Source organism: Sphingopyxis sp. OAS728, from assembly GCF_014873485.1.
Classification (GTDB): domain Bacteria; phylum Pseudomonadota; class Alphaproteobacteria; order Sphingomonadales; family Sphingomonadaceae; genus Sphingopyxis.
Map to the genome: position 1 here is coordinate 2,113,185 of NZ_JADBDT010000001.1, position 21,963 is coordinate 2,135,147.

24 protein-coding genes, 1 tRNA gene and 1 pseudogene are annotated in these 21,963 nt (G+C 61.7%); 11 read left to right on the forward strand and 15 right to left on the reverse strand.

Annotated elements, in window-relative coordinates; genetic code table 11:
• Nucleotides 1–151: 151 nt before the first annotated feature.
• From GGC65_RS09755 to GGC65_RS23720, 5 genes are read right to left on the reverse strand one after another with little or no spacing between them, the layout of a single operon-like run.
• The gene (locus tag GGC65_RS09755) at nucleotides 152–646 is read right to left on the reverse strand and encodes a hypothetical protein (RefSeq protein WP_192646973.1); all 495 of its coding nucleotides are present in this window, start codon (nucleotides 644–646) and stop codon (nucleotides 152–154) included.
• Nucleotides 643–1,770, reverse strand: coding sequence for a DUF262 domain-containing protein (locus tag GGC65_RS09760; RefSeq protein WP_192649486.1), 1,128 nt, complete (start codon nucleotides 1,768–1,770; stop codon nucleotides 643–645). The genes GGC65_RS09755 and GGC65_RS09760 overlap by 4 nt, the downstream gene beginning before the upstream one ends.
• A gap of 29 nt (nucleotides 1,771–1,799) precedes the next feature.
• The gene (locus tag GGC65_RS09765; RefSeq protein WP_192646974.1) at nucleotides 1,800–2,231 is read right to left on the reverse strand and encodes a very short patch repair endonuclease; all 432 of its coding nucleotides are present in this window, start codon (nucleotides 2,229–2,231) and stop codon (nucleotides 1,800–1,802) included.
• Nucleotides 2,231–3,103 carry an NgoMIV family type II restriction endonuclease gene (locus GGC65_RS09770; RefSeq protein WP_192646975.1) on the reverse strand — a complete coding sequence of 291 codons (873 nt, stop codon included), beginning with the start codon at nucleotides 3,101–3,103 and terminating at the stop codon, nucleotides 2,231–2,233. The genes GGC65_RS09765 and GGC65_RS09770 overlap by 1 nt, the downstream gene beginning before the upstream one ends.
• Nucleotides 3,100–4,059, reverse strand: coding sequence for a DNA cytosine methyltransferase (locus tag GGC65_RS23720; protein WP_192646976.1), 960 nt, complete (start codon nucleotides 4,057–4,059; stop codon nucleotides 3,100–3,102). The genes GGC65_RS09770 and GGC65_RS23720 overlap by 4 nt, the downstream gene beginning before the upstream one ends.
• A gap of 447 nt (nucleotides 4,060–4,506) precedes the next feature.
• On the opposite strand from GGC65_RS23720, the gene GGC65_RS09780 reads away from it, so the two are divergent.
• Nucleotides 4,507–5,580, forward strand: a complete 1,074-nt coding sequence (locus tag GGC65_RS09780; protein ID WP_192646977.1) for an IS110 family transposase — start codon at nucleotides 4,507–4,509, stop codon at nucleotides 5,578–5,580.
• Nucleotides 5,581–5,761: 181 nt separating this feature from the next.
• Here the strand turns inward: GGC65_RS09780 and GGC65_RS09785 are convergent, their stop codons facing one another.
• Nucleotides 5,762–5,995, reverse strand: coding sequence for a hypothetical protein (locus GGC65_RS09785; protein WP_192649700.1), 234 nt, complete (start codon nucleotides 5,993–5,995; stop codon nucleotides 5,762–5,764).
• Nucleotides 5,996–6,092: 97 nt separating this feature from the next.
• On the opposite strand from GGC65_RS09785, the gene GGC65_RS09790 reads away from it, so the two are divergent.
• The 3 genes and pseudogenes from GGC65_RS09790 to GGC65_RS09800 all read left to right on the forward strand — a co-directional run.
• Nucleotides 6,093–6,647, forward strand: coding sequence for a hypothetical protein (locus GGC65_RS09790; RefSeq protein WP_192646978.1), 555 nt, complete (start codon nucleotides 6,093–6,095; stop codon nucleotides 6,645–6,647).
• The gene (locus tag GGC65_RS09795) at nucleotides 6,613–6,945 is read left to right on the forward strand and encodes a sigma factor-like helix-turn-helix DNA-binding protein (RefSeq protein WP_192646979.1); all 333 of its coding nucleotides are present in this window, start codon (nucleotides 6,613–6,615) and stop codon (nucleotides 6,943–6,945) included. Before GGC65_RS09790 ends, GGC65_RS09795 begins: the two co-directional genes overlap by 35 nt.
• Nucleotides 6,946–7,374: 429 nt before the next feature.
• A pseudogene (locus tag GGC65_RS09800) lies at nucleotides 7,375–8,463 on the forward strand (recombinase family protein); the annotation flags it as partial.
• Nucleotides 8,464–8,610: 147 nt separating this feature from the next.
• On the opposite strand, the gene GGC65_RS23360 reads toward GGC65_RS09800, so the two are convergent.
• Nucleotides 8,611–8,928: a hypothetical protein gene (locus GGC65_RS23360; RefSeq protein ID WP_225940759.1), complete on the reverse strand. Its 318-nt coding sequence runs from the start codon at nucleotides 8,926–8,928 to the stop codon at nucleotides 8,611–8,613.
• A 60-nt stretch (nucleotides 8,929–8,988) separates the two neighbouring features.
• Nucleotides 8,989–9,065, reverse strand: a tRNA-Arg gene (locus GGC65_RS09805).
• Between the two features lie 70 nt (nucleotides 9,066–9,135).
• On the opposite strand from GGC65_RS09805, the gene GGC65_RS09810 reads away from it, so the two are divergent.
• Together GGC65_RS09810 and GGC65_RS09815 are read left to right on the forward strand one after the other, a co-directional pair.
• Entirely contained in the window at nucleotides 9,136–9,885 is a 750-nt protein-coding gene (locus tag GGC65_RS09810; protein WP_192646980.1) for a queuosine precursor transporter, read from the forward strand.
• A 5-nt stretch (nucleotides 9,886–9,890) separates the two neighbouring features.
• Entirely contained in the window at nucleotides 9,891–10,274 is a 384-nt protein-coding gene (locus GGC65_RS09815; protein ID WP_192646981.1) for a hypothetical protein, read from the forward strand.
• Here the strand turns inward: GGC65_RS09815 and purQ are convergent.
• Nucleotides 10,236–10,901: a phosphoribosylformylglycinamidine synthase subunit PurQ gene (gene purQ, locus GGC65_RS09820; protein WP_192646982.1), complete on the reverse strand. Its 666-nt coding sequence runs from the start codon at nucleotides 10,899–10,901 to the stop codon at nucleotides 10,236–10,238. The genes GGC65_RS09815 and purQ overlap by 39 nt on opposite strands.
• 13 nt (nucleotides 10,902–10,914) lie before the next feature.
• Nucleotides 10,915–11,145, reverse strand: a complete 231-nt coding sequence (gene purS, locus GGC65_RS09825; RefSeq protein ID WP_037513977.1) for a phosphoribosylformylglycinamidine synthase subunit PurS — start codon at nucleotides 11,143–11,145, stop codon at nucleotides 10,915–10,917.
• Between the two features lie 193 nt (nucleotides 11,146–11,338).
• Here purS and GGC65_RS09830 point away from each other — a divergent pair, with 193 nt between their 5' ends.
• The 3 genes from GGC65_RS09830 (at nucleotide 11,339) to GGC65_RS09840 (ending at nucleotide 12,750) form a co-directional block, all read left to right on the forward strand.
• Complete coding sequence (locus GGC65_RS09830; protein WP_037513974.1) at nucleotides 11,339–11,512, forward strand: bacterioferritin-associated ferredoxin; 174 nt, start codon at nucleotides 11,339–11,341, stop codon at nucleotides 11,510–11,512.
• A 99-nt stretch (nucleotides 11,513–11,611) separates the two neighbouring features.
• A complete protein-coding gene (gene bfr / locus GGC65_RS09835) occupies nucleotides 11,612–12,094 on the forward strand; it encodes a bacterioferritin (RefSeq protein WP_192646983.1) in 483 nt (160 codons plus the stop codon).
• A 236-nt stretch (nucleotides 12,095–12,330) separates the two neighbouring features.
• Nucleotides 12,331–12,750 carry an addiction module antidote protein gene (locus GGC65_RS09840; protein ID WP_192646984.1) on the forward strand — a complete coding sequence of 140 codons (420 nt, stop codon included), beginning with the start codon at nucleotides 12,331–12,333 and terminating at the stop codon, nucleotides 12,748–12,750.
• Nucleotides 12,751–12,914: 164 nt separating this feature from the next.
• On the opposite strand, the gene GGC65_RS09845 is transcribed toward GGC65_RS09840, so the two are convergent.
• Genes GGC65_RS09845 through GGC65_RS09855 form a run of 3 tightly spaced genes read right to left on the reverse strand, consistent with a single transcriptional unit; the run spans nucleotide 12,915 to nucleotide 17,583 of the window.
• Nucleotides 12,915–13,478: a Slp family lipoprotein gene (locus tag GGC65_RS09845; protein ID WP_225941116.1), complete on the reverse strand. Its 564-nt coding sequence runs from the start codon at nucleotides 13,476–13,478 to the stop codon at nucleotides 12,915–12,917.
• 22 nt (nucleotides 13,479–13,500) lie between these two features.
• The gene (locus GGC65_RS09850) at nucleotides 13,501–16,395 is read right to left on the reverse strand and encodes a M16 family metallopeptidase (protein WP_192646986.1); all 2,895 of its coding nucleotides are present in this window, start codon (nucleotides 16,393–16,395) and stop codon (nucleotides 13,501–13,503) included.
• Nucleotides 16,396–16,437: 42 nt separating this feature from the next.
• Nucleotides 16,438–17,583 carry a sensor domain-containing diguanylate cyclase gene (locus GGC65_RS09855; RefSeq protein WP_225940760.1) on the reverse strand — a complete coding sequence of 382 codons (1,146 nt, stop codon included), beginning with the start codon at nucleotides 17,581–17,583 and terminating at the stop codon, nucleotides 16,438–16,440.
• 159 nt (nucleotides 17,584–17,742) lie between these two features.
• Between GGC65_RS09855 and GGC65_RS09860 the strand changes: the two genes are divergently transcribed.
• The gene (locus GGC65_RS09860) at nucleotides 17,743–19,731 is read left to right on the forward strand and encodes a lipoxygenase family protein (protein WP_192646987.1); all 1,989 of its coding nucleotides are present in this window, start codon (nucleotides 17,743–17,745) and stop codon (nucleotides 19,729–19,731) included.
• Nucleotides 19,732–19,815: 84 nt separating this feature from the next.
• Here the strand turns inward: GGC65_RS09860 and purC are convergent, their stop codons facing one another.
• Complete coding sequence (gene purC / locus GGC65_RS09865; RefSeq protein ID WP_192646988.1) at nucleotides 19,816–20,595, reverse strand: phosphoribosylaminoimidazolesuccinocarboxamide synthase; 780 nt, start codon at nucleotides 20,593–20,595, stop codon at nucleotides 19,816–19,818.
• Between the two features lie 208 nt (nucleotides 20,596–20,803).
• Here purC and GGC65_RS09870 point away from each other — a divergent pair, with 208 nt between their 5' ends.
• Nucleotides 20,804–21,727: a crotonase/enoyl-CoA hydratase family protein gene (locus GGC65_RS09870; RefSeq protein ID WP_192646989.1), complete on the forward strand. Its 924-nt coding sequence runs from the start codon at nucleotides 20,804–20,806 to the stop codon at nucleotides 21,725–21,727.
• Nucleotides 21,728–21,731: 4 nt separating this feature from the next.
• Here the strand turns inward: GGC65_RS09870 and GGC65_RS09875 are convergent, their stop codons facing one another.
• Nucleotides 21,732–21,947, reverse strand: coding sequence for a hypothetical protein (locus GGC65_RS09875; RefSeq protein WP_192646990.1), 216 nt, complete (start codon nucleotides 21,945–21,947; stop codon nucleotides 21,732–21,734).
• Nucleotides 21,948–21,963: the final 16 nt, after the last annotated feature.

Consider the following 21,963-nt stretch of genomic DNA (forward strand, 5'->3'; position numbering starts at 1 on the left):
TTGACGCTGAGATTAAATCTTACACCTCATCAGCGGAGGCTTCCATTTGGCCGACAGTTCTTCCTCTCGATCGGCGATGCCTTTCGTAAGCTTCGTAAGGGTAGATGCGCCCGATTTCCGAGACGTATTTCGGACTCAGGATTAAGAAACCTCAGCGGCTACGGAGGGCGTCGTCATAGGCCTTCAATCCGGCATAAAGCGATGTAAATCTTCCGGTCGTGGTTGAAGGTGCGTCGATCATCGGAACATGTTTCGCGTAGGTGTGGGCAAGGCCGTCACGCAAGCTCTTCAAGTTACCCAACTCCGCGATAAACCGCGTCTGGATTGGCACGCTAATGTTTCGCTCGATTTTCTCAAACGCTATCACCCCAACGAGGCGGATGAGCATCGACTTAAAATGTCGCTCGTAGTCAAACCCATAAGTTCGGTCCACGATCTGCTTCTTAACGTAGTCTCTATATTTCTGTTCTCTGACATTCCGACGGCAATGGCACATAACGATGTCGTCCATCGACATCTCAATCCATCCGCAAAGTTCCAAAATAGCGAGCTTTGAGAAATAGAAGGCGTGCTTCTGGTGCGTCGCTTGGCCATACGCGGCATCAAGGCGCCGAAGGTTTGCAAGAATGTATGTCTTGCTAATCACGGCCGGGAAAAAATTTCCTTAGCAGCCCCCAATCGTGCCTCAACGCGATCAGGCTTCGAAAGCCCCTCCGCAAGGAATTCAGGCGACAGGCTCTCGTGCGCGCGGAGTTCTGCGAAACGATTTCGCAATTCTTCATCAGAAAGTTGCGCTACGCGCTCCCTCCCGGATGCAATCCCGATCATCGCTGCCTCGATTACCGTGGCGGGTAGGCGAGGCGCCGGGTTGGTGTTGAAGATCCTTTCCGACAAGGTGTCTGCGACAAAGGAGAACAAGTCTGCTTTGTTCTCTGCCTCCTCACTCGGAATCATCCGGTTCTCGAACATGTAGTCGTTGAGGAATTTCGAGATTGAACCTTTATATTTTTCAAGCTGTTCGCTGAACGCGAAGAAACGCAAAATTGCTTCTTGCTTTGTGAACCGATAGTTCAGGTTGGGCGCCATGTGGTTTATCCGACGCCAGCTTGCTCGACCATCCAGTGCGCGAAGTTGCTCGTTAAGCGGCCCGGAGAATATGCAGTTACGTATCTCCTGATTATTCAGCTTAATTCCGCCAGAGTTCAAGCGGTGAAAGATCGTAAATATGTATTCGTTATGGCTTCGCTTTGTGAGATCGCACCGGATTATATTCACTGGTAAAGTTTGGTTCTGAACGCGACTGAAAATTACCTTCAGCTCCCCATCTTTGGCATTTTTGAGGGTGGCGGCATTCTTTCCGCGTAGGCGCGGGTCGATGTCGGTCAGGGCAGCAAGCTTCCAATCCTCGCCGGCAAGAAATCGCGTGATCGTCGAAATTCGCTGCAACCCGTCAATCACGATCCATTTGTTCTGCCGATAATCGAGCGCAAAACACATGCTTGGAACTGGCAACTGCTTCACGAGAGAGTCGATGAAGCGGGTTTGATCGGTCCCCTTCCATATGAAATCGCGTTGGAATTCGGGTTGGATAATCAGGTTTCCCTCATCCGCCATTCGGAAAAGGTCGGCGCACGACCGCAGTTCGTTGTATGCAACGATATCTGAGGGCGGCGTCTCGTTGACACCTTCATCCTCTGCCGCCTCTTGCTGCTCCATTTCCTCAATTTGTACGATCTGCTCAGCGGCCTGATCGTGAGGTTGCGTTGCCATATAGATCTCCATGTGGCCAACGCACCGAGTCAAGTTCGATGGTCAATTGGCCGCTCCAAAAACTCTTTCAATCGAGTTTCAAGCTCGTGCAAGTCTTTCGTCTCGCATTCCCAAATGATGAGCACGCTCCACCCCAAGTTTTCGAGCTGGCGAACTGCTTCAGTATCTCTCTCTTGATTGCGGGTGAGTTTAGGCTCCCAGTACTCCAACCGCGTGCGCGGCAAACGCCCATCAAGGCAACGATCGTCAGGATGCTGGTGCCAGAAGCAACCGTGCACGAATATCGCTTTCCTCCGAGCGACAAAAACCAAGTCAGGTTTGCCGGGCAAATCCTTGCGGTGGAGGCGGAAGCGGTATCCCAGCCTGTGCGCCAATCGGCGAACGATAATTTCTGGCTTGGTATCACGCGATTTGATTGCACGCATATTTGCGGTGCGTGCGTCGCGAGATATTTTATCCATCAGGTCGCAAGATCTAACGGCAAATCTGCGATATCACGTAGACGTCGGCCCTCGATCATCATGTCTAGAAGCTCCGCCGAGTCAGTGTACTTTGTAGCGGCAACGGCCTCGCGAAGTTCGTTTAGCGCGATATGGTAAACACAATCGATGTCGCCGGTTCCGAGCGCGAGAGACGCTAAGCGACCCGGAGTGGGTTCGCCTGTTACCACAACGATATGCGGCAATCGACCTTTTCGATTGCGTACTAAATTTAGGGCTTCTGACCTCGCGTTCTGAGCTCGGTCGGAGCGCATCGTCCACTTGCAGGACACGCTCGCATGCAACAACGGCAGCGAGCTGTTTGCTGACCTAATACCAGTCAGCGAAGCGTGCTGATCGTCCACCACCAATTCCGACGCATTTATATTCTCGTCTGGTTCGGGGTGGCGGAGCACCATAACATCAGGTTTGATAAGGTAATCCATTCCGATCGCCACCGCTAAATCGGCGTTCGTCGAAACCGCTTCCGCAAGGGAGGAGAGATGGAAATATTGCTCGCACGCTGCAATGGCGAGACGCGTCCCACCTTTGGCGACCTGAAACTTGCCAGGTCGAATGTGCTTTAGCTTCGGGAGAGTTTCTTCCAGATACTCGCCCACAACGATCTCAAATTTATTGCCGGCCATCTGCCCGGCCAGACGGGCACCCACGGCCTCCTTGGCGACTTGTTCCATGATGCCGGATGCGAACGCGACACTGCTAGCTGAGCTACCGTCAGCGATCGAGGGTACGCCCGTATCACTAGTCGCTAGTGCTCCGTTAGCAATAAGCGCGGCGTGGAAGCTTCTGCGTGCCTCGGTTAGGAAGGCTGTGCCCGACGGGACTTCAATCATCTTACCGCGCGCACCGGGAAGATAGAACGAACGCTCATCGCTTCCTTGAGCCGCTGCGCGACGGCACGAGCTACGGGTGGAGGAAAAGCATTGCCGACTTGCCGATAGGCGGCTGTCTTTCTTCCGTTGAATGACCAATCGTCGCCAAAGCCCTGAATGCGAGCAGTCATCCTCACGGTAAGGCGAGGCATTCCTACAAAGTCGCGATCTGGAGCTTCGTCAGCGAGTGAAAGGCCATTGACCCCTAACGACGCCCAGGCGCGCTTTGCGCGCGTCGGCCCGAGATCGGGGCCGCCATGTTTTTTTGAACCGCCCACCAAGGTGGGAGCGATCTCGGAAGCGCCTTCCGCCCAGCGTTTGGCGCCGCGCCAACCACGCTCGGCCATAAGGTCTACCAGTGTTTCTCCGACAGTCGGCGCGTCGCCGGGGTTCGGCATCGGCCAAGAAAAATGATCTTTGATGTCGTGCCTAAGCGCGACAATCACGACACGCGGCCTCAATTGCGGAACACCATAATCCGAGGCGTTCAATAGCCTCCAGTGCGTTTCATATCCGAGAGAATCGAGCTGGGCTTTTAGATGCGTCCGATAATCCTCGAAAACGGCATCAAGAAAGCCGCGCACATTCTCAATCATGATTGCCTTCGGACGGGTCTCGTCAATCAACCGCAGTGCCGCCGGAAATAGATTTCGCTCGTCGTTAGGTCCGAGCTGTTTGCCCGCGACGGAGAACGGAGGGCAAGGCAACCCGCCGGCAAAAAGATCAACGCCCTTGTAGGCTCGACCATCGAACAAATTTAGATCGTCCTCATGCACCGTCCAAGCTGGCCGGTTCAATCGTAAGGTCTTGCAGCAGTCGCTGTCGATCTCAACGACGCCCGCGTGTTCAAAGCCAGCGAGCTCAAGTCCGCGAGCCTGTCCGCCAGCCCCGGCACATACTTCTAGCGAACTGAGCACGACTGCATTCCCCTTATGTTCCGCCGCACCTGATTAGCGACCCGGCCGATAAAGGCAAGGGCAACGGGATCTCGTTGGCGTCAATCGTTATGCCGCACAGTGGCGCCAATTGCCGCCCTCGGCCCGCCTGCCATACCCTAAGAAATTAAAATTGCGGAGAAAAATGGCGTTTATCTGGCTCGGGAGAGCGGGTGCCATACGCATATCTAACTGAAAACGAGCCACAATCTGCGGCGGAGCTGGCAGTCCTTTTATCTTGCCCTCCACCCACCCTCCGAATTTGCCTACTCAGTCCATGCAATGTCACCGTTCTTACACGCGACCGTCCGACAAGAAGGCGCCCATTGGGCCGGAGCGGTAGCAGGTCGAAGTCTTGTTTAGGGACGCTCACGGCAGCGCCACCTTATTCCGAGCTGACCGCTGCCGCTCCGATTGAGCGGAGGAAAGATGGACGGCTCAACTGTCAGCATCGGCTTGGACGTCGGCGAGCAAGTGACACACCTCTGCGCGATCGACGCAGCGGGAAAGGTGCATTTCGAGTGCAGTCTCCCTACCACGGTAGATGCAGTTGGGACGGCGATTTCGGGATTGGATGACCGAACGCCGGGTATAATCGCTATGGAAGCGGGCACGGGACGTTACCTTGCGCTTGCCCTCCGCAACTTCGGCTATGATGTCCGAGTCATTGATGCGCGAAAGGCGAGAAAGTTTCTCTCTATCCGTTTGCATAAGACCGATCCTAACGACGCAAGGGGTCTAGCAGAGCTTGCGATGATGCAGCTTTCAACCACCCCGTCGGTTCATGTGAAATCTGTTGAGTGCCAGTTGCTGCGAGCGCAGCTCGTTTCGCGTGATCTCATAGTCAGGCAGAAGACTGGGCTTCAAAATGCTATCCGAACACGCCTCGCTGAGAACGGCATTCTCACGAAATTGCCGTCTCCACTACAAGTTCGTCCTACAGTTGAGCGCCTTCTTGAAGAGCACCATTCCACTTACGGAGTAGATTTGCGCAGCGAGATATTGCCGCTGGTGGATATCTGGGAGCTAATGCGCCGGTACGTCAATCAGACTGGTCGCGAGCTTGGGCGAATTGCCCGAGATCACCCTGTCATGCGCCGGTTTCTGGCCGTGCCAGGCGTCGGCCCTGTTTGCGCGGTCTCTGTTTATACCGCAATTGAAGAGCCCGCACGGTTTGTGCGGACACACGATGTCGGCGCGTATCTCGGCCTGATTCCCGCGGTGAAACAGTCGGGCCAGATGATACATCGCGGGAGGATTTCAAAAGCTGGCAGCCGCATTACCAGAACGCATCTCGTTATGGCGGCGCGGGTGATCCTTGGTCGGGCGAAGCTAGAATGCGCCCTGACGGATTGGGCACGGGCTCTCGCCCAACGTGTGGGCCATTCAAAAGCTCGCGTCGCGGTTGCACGAAAGTTGGCCGTTCTGCTGTTGAGCATGTGGAAGTCAGGAAGAGATTTCGAACCCTACCCTGTTACCGGACAGTCTCCCCTCGGGGAGTGACAGGCTTGGATGCCGGCCATTGATTTAGAGCGCTGACTCAGGATGAAGAGCTGGTGCCAAGCCTGTCGAAACGCTGTAGGTCAATAGACGCCGGGTTGCGCCCGCGTATGTCCAAGCAGCGATGCTAAAGGCGGGCGCGCGTGTTTCCGAACTCGTATCTTACCGCCCGGCAATTTCGGAATCAGGTTAAGCCCTCTGTTTCTTCACGGCGCCGAAGCTCGTGCTCGACCGCTTCGCGAATGAATTTCGCGAGCTGACGATTGCCGACCTGTGCTTCAATCCGGCGGATCGTCTCCACCGACAGCCGAATAGTCGTGGCCTTCATTCCGAGCGGCGGGCGTCCCATGCCTTCGTCGCTATCGGCCTCGCGCTCAATCTCAAAGAGAATCGCGTTAATGACATCGTTTATTTGCATATACGCTACCGTTTATGGTATAAACGATAGCGTAAACAAGCTTTCTTTCCCCTCGGACGATGGCCTGAAGGCGAATCAACAAAGCGATGGAGGCAATATGTTCCACGATGCCGCAGGTGCCCGATCAAAGGGCGCCGGGGTAATTTCCCCTCTGCCACCCTTTGTTGCGACCCCTACTCCGGAAACGGTCAATACTATGCCCGTTCTCGAACGATCTCGCGACCGTCGCGCCTTGAGCTACGCTCGCTATCGAAATGCAGAGAGCTTCTTCCTCTCGATTGACGAACGGATTTTCTCCAACACCAGCGACCTTCTCTATCAGACTGGCATTGTGGCGCAGTTGGCGTTGACCTCGCATCTGTTGGACGTCGGTTTTGATGACAGATGGTGCGCCCGAAACATCGGCCTGCATATCGGCAAGGCGCTGGCATACGCCAATGCGACCGGCCTAAACTATCACTCCCCTGCGCTCCGGCGGCTGGCCCCGGTGCTGTCACCCTACAACATCTGGCGCAATCCCGACCTCGACGGATCGCGGCCCCCGGTCCCCAAAACGCTGCCAGACATTCCAGCCGTGCTCCGGGAATTGCTCGACCATGTGCGAGGGGTGACGGGACATGCTCGCCCAAGGCGGAGGCAGTCTCATGGCTGACGACAACCTCGCCGCTCGCTTCGCGCGCACAATCCGCGACCTGCTCGTTCCGCCGCCGGTCGTTCCCAATTTCGACGAAGCTCCCGATCCAGAGATAGCGCGGATCGAATGGGCGATTGCCCGCCTGCCGGAGCAAACACGCGAAGTTTTCCTGATGCACCGCTTCGACGATCTTCCATACGACCGCATCGCCCACCGCCTCGGCATCAGCGTAAAGACGGTCGAGCGGGAAATCGTCAGGGTGCTATGCGCTATCCGCGAGGCGCGAGAAGATCATGCCCGCGAGCAATCCAAGTAGCCATCTGCGAAGCCCTCGGATGCTGGCGATTCGAGGTGAGAGGCCCGACTGGCGCTCACAAGCGGCCCCAGCGGCGGACTCCGATCTTTCCTGTTTATTCTTTTTCCTCGCCATTGATGTACGCGCGCCAACGAAACGCGGATTGTTGTTCCATTGCGCGAGTTACCGCGCAACGGTTGCAGCGTGGCCCGCCCCTCCCCCGAGCGAGCGCCCAGCGCATCGGAGCAGCTTGAAGCGCTGCTCGGCAAGCCGTGGCCCTTTCCGGGCCGCCCTCCCAAGCATGACCTCTCGACTTGGCGCGTCACCGACGATTGGCCCGATCCCGTTCCGGTCACGTTGGCGGAGGTCGAAGTGTTTGAGCGCTGGTTCGGCGACCTGTTCGACGAGTTCTTTTCCCCACCCCTCTAAGCTGACCCTACGGAGAGTGCCATGACCGCGCCGCAGACCTTCACGGGGGCGCGCGCTGCCCTCTACCTTCGCGTCTCGACCGCGCGGCAAGCAGAGCATGACGTGTCGATCCCCGACCAGCGGCGGCAGGGCGAAGGCTGGTGCGCGGCGCGCGGGCTCAAGGTGGTTGATACCTATGTCGAGTCCGGCGCCTCCGCGACGAATGACCGCCGCCCGGAGTTCCAGAGACTGATTGAGGCCGGAACGTCGAAACCAGCGCCGTTCGACCTTGTGGTGGTCCACAGCTTCTCCCGCTTCTTCCGCGATCATTTCGAGCTTGAGTTCTATATCCGCAAGCTCGCCAAGAACGGCGTGAAGCTCGTCTCCATCACGCAGGAAATGGGCGACGATCCCATGCACGTCATGATGCGCCAGATTATGGCGCTGTTTGACGAGTATCAATCCAAGGAGACCGCCAAGCATGTTCTGCGCGCAATGCGTGAGAATGCGCGGCAAGGCTTCTGGAATGGATCGCTGCCGCCGATTGGCTACCGCGTCGTCGCGGCCGAGCAGCGCGGCGCCAAGGTCAAGAAGCGGTTGGAGATAGACCCCTTCCATGCCGAGACCGTGCGAACCATCTTCCGGCTCGCTCTGGAAGGCGATGGCGTATCAGGCTCGATGGGGGTCAAGGCCATCGCCGCTTGGCTCAACGAGAGGTCTATTCGGACTCGCGATGGCGGGCGTTGGGGCCTTGGTGCCGTTCACCAGATACTGACCCGCTCAACCTACACCGGGCGGCACGAGTTCAATCGCCGAGGCAAGGACAGGAAGCTCAAACCGAAGTCAGAGGCGGTCGTGGTCGATGTCCCCCCGATCATCGATCAGGAGACTTTTGACGGGGTGCAGGCGCACTTGCAGGCCCGCAACCCCAAGAAGATGCCACCGCGCGTCGTGAGCGGCCCGACGCTGCTTACCGGCCTCATTCATTGCGCGAAGTGCGGTGGTGCCATGACCATCCGCACCGGCAAGGGTGGGCAGTATCGCTATTATGCCTGTTCGACCAAAGCACGGCAGGGGGCGAGCGCCTGCGCTGGCATGGCGGTGCCAATGGAGAAGCTGGACGATCTGGTTGCAAAGCATTTGGAGGACCGGCTTCTCCAACCCGATCGGCTGGAAGCCATCCTGTCCGCCGTTCTAGACCGGCGGCAGGAACAGGCGACGCGCAAGCGCGCCCATGTAGCCGACCTCAACAAGCGTGCCACCGAAACCGACCGGCGCCTAAAGCGGCTCTTTGACGCAATCGAGAACGGCATTGCCGACGTGAACGACCCTGACCTCAAAGAGCGCATCGCAACGCTCAAGGCGACGCGCGATCAGGCCAAGGCCGATGCGGAGCGCGTCACCGCCTCGCTCGGCGCTGCGGGGCAAAAGTCTTTCGCGCCTGACATGCTCGCGAAGTTCGCGACTACTGCGCGCCAGAGAATGCGAACCGAGGGAGGCGGCTATCGCCGCGATCATGTCCGCGCGCTGGCACAGCGCGTGGAGGTCGATGTTGGGGAGGTTCGAATTCTCGGATCGAAAAGCAACCTGCTGCAAGCTTTGATCGCCGGGGCCGCCGAAACAAAGCCGGGCGCAGTGCCCAGCTTTGTTCCGAAGTGGTGCGCCCGGCAGGATTCGAACCTGCGACCACCCGCTTAGAAGGCGGGTGCTCTATCCAGCTGAGCTACGGGCGCGCGCGCACTTGCGTCGCGCGGCGAATAGCGCGGTTTGCGTGGGCTGCAAAGCAGGTTAAGCAGCGGGCGCATGTCCGAATCTTCCCCCCCGACGAGCCAGCCGGTCCAGGTCAACGCTGCAAGCGTGCGCCATTTTCGTTATTACGACCTGTTGATGGCAGCCTTTGTCGCCATCCTGCTGCTGTCGAATATCATCGGCGCGTCGAAACCGAGCTACGTCACGCTGCCGAACGGCACCCAATGGGCGTTCGGCGCGGGCGTCCTCTTTTTCCCGATCAGCTATATCATCGGCGACGTGCTGACCGAGGTCTATGGCTATGCCCGCGCGCGGCGGGTGATCTGGACGGGGTTCGCGGCGCTCGCCTTCATGGCGTTCATGGCGTGGATCGTCGTTGCGCTGCCGCCCGCCGATGGCTGGCCGGGCCAGCAATCCTATGAATTCGTCTTCGGCAACAGCTGGCGCATCGTCATCGCATCGATGACCGCCTTTTGCGTCGGCGAGTTCGCCAATTCCTATGTGCTGGCGCGGATGAAAATCTGGACCGGCGGCAAAAAGCTCTGGACGCGCACGATCGGCTCGACGGTGGTCGGGCAGGGCCTCGACAGCCTGATTTTCTACCCTCTCGCCTTTTACGGTCTTGCCGGCTGGCCGCCCGAGCAGCTTTACGAGGTTGTCCTGTCGCAATGGCTGATCAAAACGGCCTGGGAAGCGGCGCTGACCCCGGCAACCTATCTGGTGGTAGGCGCGTTGAAACGGCGCGAAGGTGTCGATGTGTTCGACGAAGGCACCGATTTCAATCCTTTCGGCGCCAAGGTCTGATTCGAATGACGTTGATCCAACTCGCCGCACTGTGCACCGAACAGAAGACCTGGCTTGTCGCAACCACCGCGCTCGGCCGGGACGCGCTGCACGTCTATTTCGGGCTCGGCGTCTTCATGGCCGTTCGGCTGTTGTGGCGCCGGCCCGGTGGCGGTCCGGCAGCCTGGCTCGCGGTGCTCGTCCTTGCGGTCGTCGGCGAATGGCTCGACATGACGACGCAGGCGAACAATGCGATGGTCCTTCCCCTCGCGGCCCATTGGCACGACGTCTGGAATACGATGTTCTGGCCGACGGTCCTGCTGTTCGTCGGACACTGGCTCCAGCCGAAGGCCGGGCCCGTGAGCGATGCGTCAGGCGAGGACGCCGAGCGCCGCCTCGAACAGGCGTAGCCCGTCGGTGCCGCCATGCGCGCGGTCGATCGCGCGTTCGGGGTGCGGCATCATGCCGAGCACATTGCCCGCGTCGTTGAGCACGCCCGCGATGTCGCGCGCCGAGCCGTTCACGCTGTCGGCATAGCGGAACGCGACCCGCCCTTCGCCCTCGATGCGGTCGAGCGTCGCCGCGTCGGCGAAATAATTGCCGTCATGATGCGCGACGGGAATGTTGATCGTCTCACCCGCATTATAGCTCGCGGTGAACAGCGACTGGCTGTTCTCGACGGTCAGTGCCACGCTGCGGCACACGAAGTTGAGCCCGGCGTTGCGCATCAGCGCGCCGGGCAGCAGCTGCGCCTCGGTCAGCACCTGGAAGCCGTTGCACACGCCGAGCACGGGGACGCCGCGCGCCGCGGCATCCGAAACCGCGCGCAGGATCGGCGAACGTGCCGCCATCGCGCCCGAGCGGAGATAGTCGCCATAGGAAAAGCCGCCGGGGAGCGCGATGAAGTCGATGCCATCGGGCAGCTCGGTCTCGCGGTGCCAGACCATCGCGGGCTTGGCGCCGGTGACCTGTTCCAGCGCGACCGCCATGTCGCGGTCGCAGTTCGAACCCGGAAAGACGATGACGGCGGTCTTCATGGTCGCGGCTCCCTTACGGACGTTCGATGCGGTAGTTTTCGATCACCGTATTGGCGAGCAGCTTGGCGCACATCGCGTCGAGGTCCGCGTCGCTCGTGCCGTCGGCAACGTCGAGTTCGATGAAGCGGCCCGCACGGACGTCTGCCACGCCGCCGAAACCGAGCCCCTCAAGCGCGTGATGGATCGCCTTGCCCTGCGGGTCGAGAACCCCCGGCTTGAGCGTCACATAGACATTCACTTTCATGGGGGCGGACCTTTGCTTTGGCGGGCTGGGAAGATGGGCGCGCCTATGCCCGCGAATCACTTCGGGGGCAAGGGGCGGCGCGGCGGGCGATCTTCGAAAAATGCCACTGTTCGGATTGCGAACCAGTCGCATCTTTCCTGTTGCGAATCCCTCGCACTATCCCTAAATCAGCATTGTTGAGAAGGATTCGCACATGGTCGTCTGTGTCTGCAACGCAATAAGAGAAAGCCAGCTGCGCGATGTCGCGCGCGATGGCCAATTGCGGTGCGCCAAGGCCGCCTATGCGCAATTGGGTCGCAAACCCAAGTGCGGCCAGTGCCTGCCTTTCGCTCGCAATATCATCAGCGACGTCGCCGCGACCGCCTGATTTTTCTCGGTTTTCCGCCATTTTTGACCTTGGCCTGATGGGGCCGGGGCGCGTATAATGCGCCCACTCCATTCCAAGACAAAATGACAGGAAGACACCATGAAGGGCGACGAAAAGGTCATCGATTTCCTCAACGAGGCGCTCAAGAACGAGCTGACCGCGATCAACCAGTACTGGCTGCACTATCGCATGCTCGACAATTGGGGCGTCGCGAAGCTCGCTGCGTTCGAACGCGAAGAGTCGATCGACGAGATGAAGCACGCCGACCAGCTCGCCGACCGCATCCTCTTCCTCGGCGGCCTTCCCAATTTCCAGATGCTCGGACGCCTCCGCGTCGGCGAGACGGTCGAGGAAATCCTCAAGGCCGACCTCGCGCTCGAGGAAGAAGCGATCCCCCTGCTCAAGGATGCGATGGCACACAGCGAAAGCGTCCGCGACTATGTCAGCCGCGACCTGTTCGGGTCGATCCTCGAAAGCGAAGAGCATCATGTCGACGAGCTGGAAAAGCAGTTCGAGATGATCGAGCGCATGGGAATCGAAAATTACATCCAGCTCCAGTCGAAGCCGGCCGGCGACGACTGAGCCCTTCGGCCTTCGTCATCCCGCCATTGCGGGAACGACGAAGGATAAAAACCACGGTTTTCAGGGGCGCTTTCGGGCGCCTCTTTTTTTGCTTGTCTTTGCGAATAATTCTCAATAGCAAGGTGAGGCAGTCCCCTCCTGCCGGCCGCTGCAACTTAAAGCTGCGCTTTAAAGCGGCCGGCATCTTTTTCGAAAACGGGACGGACGGACTGCATGGGCCGGGAGAAACGAACCTCATGCAAAGCAGCGAGCTGATCCGCCAATTGTCCGAACAGCCGCTGGTGCGTGATTTGTCCGTCGAAGCTGCACAGGCCGTTCTGGCCCTTAGATATTGCATCCTCTGCCGCCGCAGCGAACGCGATCCAATGCCCGAACTCGAACGCCGCTGGGGCAATATCCTCGCCGCGCGGCGCTATCGGCTGGTGGTCGAGGCGATCGGTCATGTCTGGCCCGAACCCTTTGCCGTCGCCCCGCCCTGCTGCCCGCGCGTCAGTTTCGACGAGGCGCTGCTTGCCGCGATGGTCGGCGCCGCCGCGCGCCGCGACCGCGTCCAGTTCGACTGGCTGACCGCCGAAATGCTGGGGAGCGATGCGCGCGAGATGCTGTTCGTCGCGCTGGAGAATTTCATCCGCGCGCGGGCGCCGGGGCCGGTTTAGCATCGGCTGGTTAGGGGTGGGGAGCTGTCCTTTGCGAACCCCGGCGAAAGCCGGGGCCCAGTGCGGAAAAGCGCAAGGTTAGTGTTGGAATTCCTGGGCCCCGGCTTTCGCCGGGGTTCACATTTTCATCGGCCGCAACTCGGTCGCCAGCAGATCTTTCTTACCTAGTCGACCGCGATGGGCTCTGCCGTCAAAAACCCCTGCTTGCACACCGGACTTTCGTCGCCGGCGAGACAGTCCGACCATCGGTACAGCTTCTCGATGCGGACCGCCGGACCGTCAGAGCCGCCGCCGCCCATGCCGATAAGCTGCTTGCCTGTGACCTCGCCGATGATCGTGACATTGGTGTGCGCCTCGACAAGGTGAGGATCGTAGACGCCGGGTCCGCAAGCGACGAAGGTCTGGTACGTCGGCTCGGGCGTCCAGCGCGGTTCGCCGTGGTCGCCGCTCCGCGCGAAGAGGATCGTCAGGCACGTCCCATTGACGTGATAGACACCTCCCGCCCAGCGAACGCGCTTCCCTATATGCTGTTCGTCCAACGCTTCCTCAGGCGTCAGCGGGGCGACCTTGGCCGTCCGCAACATTTCAAGCTCGCGCTCGGAGTCGACCCGCGTATCCACCGCTGTCGGTGCTTCCGCCGGCTCGCTCGATGCAGCCATCGCACCGGGCGCGCCGAAGAGCCCCAGCGCTGCGGCACCGGCAAGCAATGCCCGCGCATTCCGCTTCATCGTCGGCACGTCCCGCGCCCCGTTATTTGCCCGCCTTGTCGCTAACCGCCTTGATCACCAGCGCCTTGTCATCGACCAGATAGCGCTTCGCGAGAGCCTGCAACTCTGCCGGCGTCGCCGCCTCGACCTCGCCGATCCCCTTACGGCTGCGGTCGAGGCGATCGGCGTGGCTTGTCGCCTCCGAAACATAGTTCAGCCAATAGCTATTCTCGCGCCGCGACTTCACCATCGCTTCGAGCAACGGCTTGCGCGCGCGATCGAGCAGGTCGGCGTCGACCGGCTTGTCGCGCAGTTCCTTGGCGATCGCGAAGATCGCCGCGCGCGTCGTCGCGAGATCCTTATAATCGACATTGCTCGCGGCGAAGAGATGGCCATAGCCGGGGAACTCGTCGGACAGGCTGGCCGCGGCGCCGGGGCTATAGCTCTCGCCGAGCTTCTCGCGCAGCTCCTCGGTCAGCATCAGCTGCATCGCGCGCGACAACAGGGTGAGCTGCATCGCCTCGCCAAGATCGCTGTCGTCGCGCGCGGGCCAATAGACGCGCAGTTCGGCCTGTTCGGCGGGGCCCTTGTGAATGAGGGTGCGCTCGCTGCGGTCGGTCGCATACTGGCGGATGCGCGCCTCGGTGCGCGGATCGAAGGCGGCGCGACGTTCGGGCAGCGCACCGAAACTGGTCGCGATCGCGTCGATCGCCGCCTGCTCGTCGATGTCGCCGACGACGCCGATCTCGATCGCGCCATGCGCGAAGCTGTCGGCGATCGCGGACTTCAGCTGCGCCCAGTCGAGCGTCATCAGCTTTTCGAGCGGCGGTGTCTGCGAACGCGGGTCGTTGTTCGCGAGGATGCCGCCGACGTCGCGGCCGAGCACCGCCGCCGGCGTGGCGTCGTTCGCGGCATATTGCTGCGGCAGCACGCGGCGGATCAAGGCGAGCCCGTCGGGGCGATAGCCGGGATGGGTGAGATAGGCCGCCATCAGCTTTGCCTGCAGCCCGAAATCCTCGGGCGAGGTCAGCGCCGACCCGCCGAACGAGTCGGTCGAGTTGCCGAACACCGGGCTGATCGTCTTCCCCGCGAGGATCGAGCGCAGGTCGTCGAGGCTATGCGCCTCAAGGCCGCCCAACATCAGTGAACCCGCGAGCGACACCCTGGTCGGATCGTCGCGCGTCGCGAGCAGCGTGCCGCCGTCGACGCGCAGCGACAGCAGGACCTTCTCCTTCTGGAAATCGGTCTTCTTGATATTGAGCATGACATTGTTGGCGAAGCGGATGCGGCGGATGCCAAGATCCTCGACGCGCTCGTCGCTGACGATTTTGCCCGGCGTGCCGAAATCGTCATAGGCGAAGGCGGCGTTTGCGGCCTCGGTCGGCGCCGCGACGGCGACCTGGGTCGACGCACGCAGCGCGGCGAGGACCGCATCGGTGCCGCCCTCGACGGGCTTTTTCGTCGTGACGCGCGCAAGCGGTGCGCTGAGCCCTTCCATGCGCTTCTGGAATGCGGCGGTTACCGCAGCCGCGGTCAACGACGGCGCGGTTGCTTCGAACAGCGCCTGCGTGGTTTCGGGGCGGACGAGGACGAAATCGCCGTCCGCCGCCAAGACCAGCGCGTCGGCGAGCGCGTCGCTGCGCCGCGTCGTCACCCCGGCGACAGCGTTTTTGAGCGCCGTGCGGCGGTTCGCGAGCTGCTCGTCGACCTCGGCCTGCGTGAAGCCATGTTCGAGCGCGCGGCGCTGTTCTTGTTCGACGAGCGCGAGGGCTTCCTTCCACGCACCTTCCTTGGCGACCGCGCCGACGGTGAACTGGTCAAAAGTCTTCCAGCCTGTCGCGTCGTTGAAATAGCCGGTCAGGATCGGCGAATCCTCACCCAGCGCGATCTTCGCGAGCCGGCGGCTGACGATCGCCTCGCCCACATCTTCGGCAAGGCTGCGCGCGCGCTTCGCCTTAGTATCGGGTTCGTCGACCCACGGCTTGAAGGCCGAGATGGTCACCGAATCCTGGATCGCGGGATCGACGAAATCGTCGGCGGCTGCGGCGCGCTTATAGTCGACATTGCCGATATCGGGATCGGCGCCCGCGGGGCCGCGCCCCTTCCAGTCGGCAAAGCGCGCCTTGATCTTCGCCTCGATCGCGGCGGGATCGAAGTCGCCGACCATCACCAGCGTCGCGCGCTCGGGACGGTAATAACGGTCGTATAGATCGCGCAGCCGCGCGGCGGGCGCGGTCTTGATCACCTCTTCGGTGCCGACGGGAATGCGGCTTGCGACCTTCATGCCCTTCATCTGGAAGTCGAGCTGATCGATCAGGCTGCGCAGCTGATAGGTATCGCGCGCGCGGCGTTCGGACAGGATGATCCCGCGTTCGCGGTCGACCGCGGCGGGATCGATGGTCAGATTGCTGCCGGTCTCGCGCATCAGCATCAGCCCGGTGTCGATCAGGTCGTCCGACGCATTGGGCAGGTCGAGCTGGTAGATCGTCTGGTCGAAGCCGGTCGAGGCATTGGTATCGGCGCCGAACGCCAGCCCCTTGCGTTCGAGCAGCTTGATCATCTCGCCTTCGGGCACATTGGTCGATCCGTTGAACGCCATATGTTCGAGGAAATGCGCGAGGCCGCGCTGGTCGTCGGCCTCGGCAAAGCTGCCGACCGCGAAGCGCATGCGCAGCACGACGCTGTCCTTGGGCGTGCTGTTCTTCAGCAGCGCATATTTCATTCCGTTGGGGAGCACGCCGAACACAATGTTCGGGTCGACCGGCACGTCGCTTGCCGCAAAGTTCCACGCCTTGGACGCCTCGGTCTGCGGATTGACCGCCGCGGGCGCGGCAACCTTCGCAGGCGCTTCTTTCGCGTAGGCGGGAGCGGTGCTGGCGATCAGGAAGACGAGGGGCGACAGCGCGGTCGAAGCACGCCGGACAAAGGATTTGGTCATGTGACAGATGTGGCCACCGCCCTTCGGGCGGTCAAGCCGCCGTTACGCGACCCGGCCGATGCTTTCGACAGACGACGTCTTCGCGCGATCGGCGGCTTTCGCAGCATAGAGCGCGCGGTCGGCGACCTCGAGCAATTTACGCGCGCTGTCGCCATGTTCGGGCCAATGGGCGGTGCCGATGCCCGCGCCGACGCCGATCGACCGGCCGCCGATGCGGTAAGGCGCGGCGAGCGCGGCGAGGACATGGTCGGCGAGCGAGGTTTTGAGCAGGATCGACCCCGCGGGCACGAGGATCGCGAATTCGTCGCCGCCCTGCCGAGCGACGACGGCATGATTGCCGCACGCACGGCGCAGGCGCTCGGCGAGCTCGCACAGCACGCCGTCGCCGATTGCATGGCCATGCTGGTCGTTGATCGGTTTGAAGCCGTTGAGGTCGAGCAGCGCAATCGCGAACGGCCTCGCCGCATCGCCCTTCGCAATCTCCTCGTCGAGCCGCATGTCGAACTCGCGGCGATTGGCGAGGCCGGTCAGCGGATCAGTGTGCGCAAGGTCGCGCATCTGGTGCTGGAGCTGGAGCAGGTCGATCAGCTGGTCATGCTGTTGCAGGATCATGCGCAGCAGGAAGATCGTCGCGACGACGAGGCTGGTGCCCGCAGCGATTTCGGGCGGATTGCCCGAGGTCAGCATCAGGAAGGAGATCGGCACCAACCCGATCAGCAGGTTGATGAAGGTCGCGAGGCGGATCGACGAGAGGCAATAGGCGGTAGCAAGCGAGCCCATCGCCATGATCATCGCATAATAGCTGTGCGTCGAGGCCGGCGCGGCGAGCCAGTTGATCACCGTCCAGCTGCTGCACATCGCGCCCGTCGTTCCCGACAGCCACATCGATTCCTTAATCATCCGCCGCGCGCGACGAAGGCTCATCCGCCGGCCGCGATTGTGCATGAGGAAGACGAAGCCGAGCAGGCCGATGAGCGCGAGCGTTACCGGGAAACCGATGCGGACGATCGGGTGCACCGTGTCGACCCCGGCATAGATGGCGGTCGGCGTCGTCGCCGCCAGCATCAGGAACAGCATCGGGGTCAGCGTTTCGACGCGATTGGCGCGCAGCAAGGCCACGTCGTCCCGAATCGCGTCCGGAATCGGCGGAAAGAAGCGCGTGCGCAGCCAGTGATAGACCCCCGTCATAGCGGCGGGATAGCAAGGCCGAGTAAAGCAGAAGTTAAGGAACGAAAGCTTGTGTTATCACCGACGTAAGCGCTCCGCGCGGGCGGATGGCTTGCGAAATATTAACCATATGTAGGGACAAGCGCGGCCACAAATTCCGTGCCCGACAGGAGCAACGCCATGTCCTATCCGATGCCGCCGCTGACTTCGCCTGCCCCCGCACCGACCGTGCCGATGCCGTCGGCCGATCCCACGCTGCCGCAGAACGACACTCCCGTGGCGCAGGTGGCGCGCGCGGCGCAGCTCACTGCGACGCAGGCGGTTTATACATGGACGACCGATGTGCCGACGCTGCCCGGCGTTCCGCTCGCGACCGACGTGCCCAAGAATGACGAGCCGACGATCGCGTGGTTCGTCATCTTGATCGGCGTCGGGCTCGACATCGTGCGTAACGCGCTGACGGTAAAGCTTGGCGGGGTCGACAAGGGCGAACTCGACAGTCCGCGTGCGCAATATGAGGCGGCCTTGGTCGAATGCGACGCGATAGAAGCGTCGGCGGCGAAGATTGCGGCTGAGCATGGCGTGCACACCGGCGGCAATATCTTTGAGCGCATGATCGGCGATGTCGAGAATGCGGTCGCCGCCGCCGAGCGCGACGCGCATGTCGCGTTGCTCAAAGGTTATAAGGACCGGCTCGAAGAGCTGATGAAGGTCGAGGATGCCGACGGGCTCGGCAGCAAGACACCACGCAGCATCGACGCCTATCGCGCGCTGTTTGCGACGCTACCCGTTCCGGGCATCAGCTATATGTTCCAGGATGACAGCACCTTCGCGCGCCTCCGCGTGCAGGGCCCGAACTGCATGCTGATCACCGCGGTCGGCGATGCGCTGCCCGCCAATTTCCCGCTAAGCGCCGCCCAATATGCCGCCGTCGTCAATGGCGACACGCTGGCGGCGGCGCTCGCCGACGGGCGCCTCTTCCTGCTCGACTATGCCCCGCTTGCAGTGATCGATCCCGGCACCTATGGCACCGAAGCGAAATATATCTGGCAACCGATGGCGCTGTTCGCGATCCCGCCAGGTGGCTCTTCGCTGATCCCGGTCGCGATCCAGTGCGGACAGGACCCGGCCGACTATCCGATCTTCACCCCCTCCTCCGTTGCCGAGAAAATCTGGGGCTGGGAGATGGCAAAGTTCGTCGTGCAGGTCGCCGACGGCAATTATCACGAGCTGTTCGCGCACCTCGCGCGCACGCATCTGGTGATCGAGGCGTTCGCGGTGGCGACGCATCGGCATCTCGCCGAGGTCCATCCGGTCTGGGCGCTGCTCGTCCCGCATTTCGAAGGCACGCTGTTCATCAACGAGCAGGCGGCGACGTCGCTGATCGCGGCGAACGGTCCGATCGACCATATTTTCGCCGGCACGATCGCGTCGAGCCAGCTCGCCGCAGTCGACGCGCGGCTCGCGTTCGATTTTTACGGCAAGATGCCGCGCGCCGATTTCGCGGCCCGCGGCGTCGGCGTGGATTCGGCGCTCGCAGAATATCCCTACCGCGACGACGCGCTGCTCGTCTGGGACGCGATCCACGAGTGGGCGCGGCAATATGTCGACCTCTATTATGCGCACGACGCCGATGTCGTCGCCGATACCGAACTCACCGCATGGGCGACCTGCCTTGCGGGCGAGGCGAAGATCAAGGGCTTCGGACCGGTGACGACGCGCGCGCAGCTTGCCGAAATCTGCGCGATGGTGATGTTCACGGCGAGCGCGCAGCATGCCGCGGTCAATTTCCCGCAAAAGGACATCATGGCCTTTGCCCCCGCGATCACCGGTGCGGGCTGGCAGGCGGCACCGAACGGGCAGCGCGGACACGACAAGGCGGGCTGGCTCGCGATGATGCCGCCGATGGCGCTCGCGCTCGAACAGCTCAACGTGCTCGAACTGCTGGGCTCGGTGCATTACCGCCCGCTCGGCGATTATCGCAGCAACGCCTTTCCCTATCCTTTGTGGTTTCAGGACCCGCGCGTGACCGGAGCCGAAGGGCCGCTGGCGTGGTTCCAGGCGGCGCTTGCGGGGGTCGAGGCAGAGATCGTGGCGCGCAATGCGGAGCGGATGCAGCCCTATCCCTATCTGCAGCCGAGTTTAATCCCGACGAGCATCAATATCTGAGGTTCCGGAAATGCGAACCCCGGCGAAAGCCGAGGTCCATGACAGCTTAGCTGGGCCCCGGCTTTCGCCGGGGTGCACGAGAGCTTAGCTGCCCTTTTTCTTCCGGTGGCTTTCGAGGTCGAGCACGGCATTCTCGCCGCCTTCGGGCAGCAGGCCGAGGCGGCGCGCGACTTCCTGATAGGCTTCGACCTCACCACCGAGATCGCGGCGGAAGCGGTCCTTGTCGAGCTTTTCGTTCGTCGTCATGTCCCACAGACGGCAGCCGTCGGGGCTGATCTCGTCGGCAAGGATGATGCGGCTGAAATCGCCTTCATAGAGGCGCCCGAATTCGAGCTTGAAGTCGACGAGGCGGATGCCGACCGCGGCGAACATGCCCGACATGAAGTCGTTGATGCGGATCGCCATGTCCTGGATGTCGTGAAGCTCGTCCTGGCTGCACCAGTTGAAGCAAGCGATATGCTCCTCGGCGACGAGCGGATCGCCGAGCGCGTCGTCCTTGTAGCAATATTCGATCAGCGTGCGGGGAAGCTGCGTGCCCTCCTCGATGCCGAGGCGCTTTGACAGCGTGCCCGCGGCGACGTTGCGCACGATCACTTCGATCGGGACGATCTCGACCTGCCGGATCAGCTGTTCGCGCATGTTGAGGCGGCGGATGAAGTGCGTCGGAACACCGATGTTGCCAAGCAGCGTGAAGACATGCTCCGAAATCCGGTTGTTCAGCACGCCCTTGCCGCTGATCGTACCCTTTTTCTGGGCGTTGAACGCGGTCGCATCGTCCTTGAAATACTGGATCAGCGTGCCCGGTTCGGGGCCCTCGTACAGGATCTTCGCTTTGCCTTCGTAGATCTGGCGGCGACGGGACATGGGCGCAAACTTTCTGTCGGAACCAAATGAATGACCCCGGCAAAGCGACTCGGTTGGAGGCGCGCCGCCGGGGCGATGCGGCGCCTATAGCGACAAAGGTCGGGCGCGTCATCCCCGGCATGATGCCCATTGCCTTACGTTTACGTAAAGTGCTTGCCATCGCCCGCCCCGCTTGCAACCATGACCGCAAAGCCAAGGAGAGAGATGGATGAGCTTCGACCAGATTCGCCTCGACCGCCACGAAGGCATCGCGCTGCTGACGCTGCACCGCCCCGACCGGATGAACGCCTTTACCACCGAGATGATGCTGGAGATCGTCGCCGCACTCGACGAATGCGACGCCGACGACGGCGTGCGCGCGGTGGTCTTCACCGGATCGGGCGACCGCGCCTATTGCGCCGGCGCCGATCTCGGTCAGGGCGCCGCGACCTTCGATTATGACAAGCGCACCGACAAGCAGGCGATCCTGCCGGGCGGCATGTCGGCGAGCCCGGTCGCCGAGGATGGCACGATCGACTGGTCGCACCCTCTGATCCGCGATTCGGGCGGGCGCGTGTCGATGCGCATCTTCGACTGCAAGAAGCCCGTCCTGGGGGCGATCAACGGCGCCGCGGTCGGCATCGGCGCGACGATGACCTTGTCGATGGATGCGCGCCTCGCGAGCGAGACCGCACGCTATGGCTTCGTCTTCGCGCGCCGCGGGATCGTCCCCGAGGCCGCGTCGAGCTGGTTCCTGCCGCGCCTCGTCGGCATCCAGAACGCCGTCGACTGGTGTTACTCGGGGCGGCTGATCGACGCCGCCGAGGCGCATGAAAAGGGCCTCGTCCAGTCCGTCCACGCCCCCGGCGACCTGATCGACGCGGCGATCGCCAAGGCGCGCGAGCTCACCGATCACAGCGCGCCGGTGTCGGTCGCGCTCACCCGCCACATGCTGTGGCGCATGCTCGGCGCGCCGCACCCGATGAGCGCGCATCGCTGGGACAGCCGCGCGATCTTTGCGCGCGGACGTAGCGCCGATGCGGCCGAGGGCGTGTCGAGCTTCCTCGAAAAGCGCCCCGCGAATTTCACCGTCAGCGTCGCGAACGATTACCCCTGGTTCGCCGAGTTCGAGGATACCCCGCCCTATAGCTGAGCGGTCAGCTCGCCGCGCCGCCGCGCTTCCTGAAATAGGGCCGGAAGAACATGTAGAGGCCCGAGAATATCAGCAGGAAAAGCGGCGGCAGCGGCAGGTAATAGACCCACTGCGCGGGCTCCTGCCCCGCCCCGAGTATCACGAAAATGGCGAGCACGATCGCCGAAAAGATAATCGATACCCAGCGGTGGAATTGCCGGATCCACAGACTCCAGTTCATGATATCCTCCCTGTTT

Coding starts and splice junctions, on each gene's coding strand:
- GGC65_RS09810 (WP_192646980.1), top strand. CDS start 9,136: ATGTCCGAATCTTCCCCCCCGACGAGCCAGCCGGTCCAGGTCAACGCT.
- GGC65_RS09860 (WP_192646987.1), top strand. CDS start 17,743: ATGTCCTATCCGATGCCGCCGCTGACTTCGCCTGCCCCCGCACCGACC.
- GGC65_RS09840 (WP_192646984.1), top strand. CDS start 12,331: ATGCAAAGCAGCGAGCTGATCCGCCAATTGTCCGAACAGCCGCTGGTG.
- GGC65_RS09790 (WP_192646978.1), top strand. CDS start 6,093: ATGTTCCACGATGCCGCAGGTGCCCGATCAAAGGGCGCCGGGGTAATT.
- purS (WP_037513977.1), bottom strand. CDS start 11,145: ATGAAAGTGAATGTCTATGTGACGCTCAAGCCGGGGGTTCTCGACCCG.
- GGC65_RS09770 (WP_192646975.1), bottom strand. CDS start 3,103: ATGATTGAAGTCCCGTCGGGCACAGCCTTCCTAACCGAGGCACGCAGA.
- GGC65_RS09830 (WP_037513974.1), top strand. CDS start 11,339: ATGGTCGTCTGTGTCTGCAACGCAATAAGAGAAAGCCAGCTGCGCGAT.
- GGC65_RS09845 (WP_225941116.1), bottom strand. CDS start 13,478: ATGAAGCGGAATGCGCGGGCATTGCTTGCCGGTGCCGCAGCGCTGGGG.
- GGC65_RS09850 (WP_192646986.1), bottom strand. CDS start 16,395: ATGACCAAATCCTTTGTCCGGCGTGCTTCGACCGCGCTGTCGCCCCTC.
- purQ (WP_192646982.1), bottom strand. CDS start 10,901: ATGAAGACCGCCGTCATCGTCTTTCCGGGTTCGAACTGCGACCGCGAC.
- purC (WP_192646988.1), bottom strand. CDS start 20,595: ATGTCCCGTCGCCGCCAGATCTACGAAGGCAAAGCGAAGATCCTGTAC.
- GGC65_RS09795 (WP_192646979.1), top strand. CDS start 6,613: ATGCTCGCCCAAGGCGGAGGCAGTCTCATGGCTGACGACAACCTCGCC.
- GGC65_RS09870 (WP_192646989.1), top strand. CDS start 20,804: ATGAGCTTCGACCAGATTCGCCTCGACCGCCACGAAGGCATCGCGCTG.
- GGC65_RS09785 (WP_192649700.1), bottom strand. CDS start 5,995: ATGCAAATAAACGATGTCATTAACGCGATTCTCTTTGAGATTGAGCGC.
- GGC65_RS09855 (WP_225940760.1), bottom strand. CDS start 17,583: ATGACGGGGGTCTATCACTGGCTGCGCACGCGCTTCTTTCCGCCGATT.
- GGC65_RS09765 (WP_192646974.1), bottom strand. CDS start 2,231: ATGGATAAAATATCTCGCGACGCACGCACCGCAAATATGCGTGCAATC.
- GGC65_RS09760 (WP_192649486.1), bottom strand. CDS start 1,770: ATGGCAACGCAACCTCACGATCAGGCCGCTGAGCAGATCGTACAAATT.
- GGC65_RS09815 (WP_192646981.1), top strand. CDS start 9,891: ATGACGTTGATCCAACTCGCCGCACTGTGCACCGAACAGAAGACCTGG.
- GGC65_RS09875 (WP_192646990.1), bottom strand. CDS start 21,947: ATGAACTGGAGTCTGTGGATCCGGCAATTCCACCGCTGGGTATCGATT.
- bfr (WP_192646983.1), top strand. CDS start 11,612: ATGAAGGGCGACGAAAAGGTCATCGATTTCCTCAACGAGGCGCTCAAG.
- GGC65_RS09780 (WP_192646977.1), top strand. CDS start 4,507: ATGGACGGCTCAACTGTCAGCATCGGCTTGGACGTCGGCGAGCAAGTG.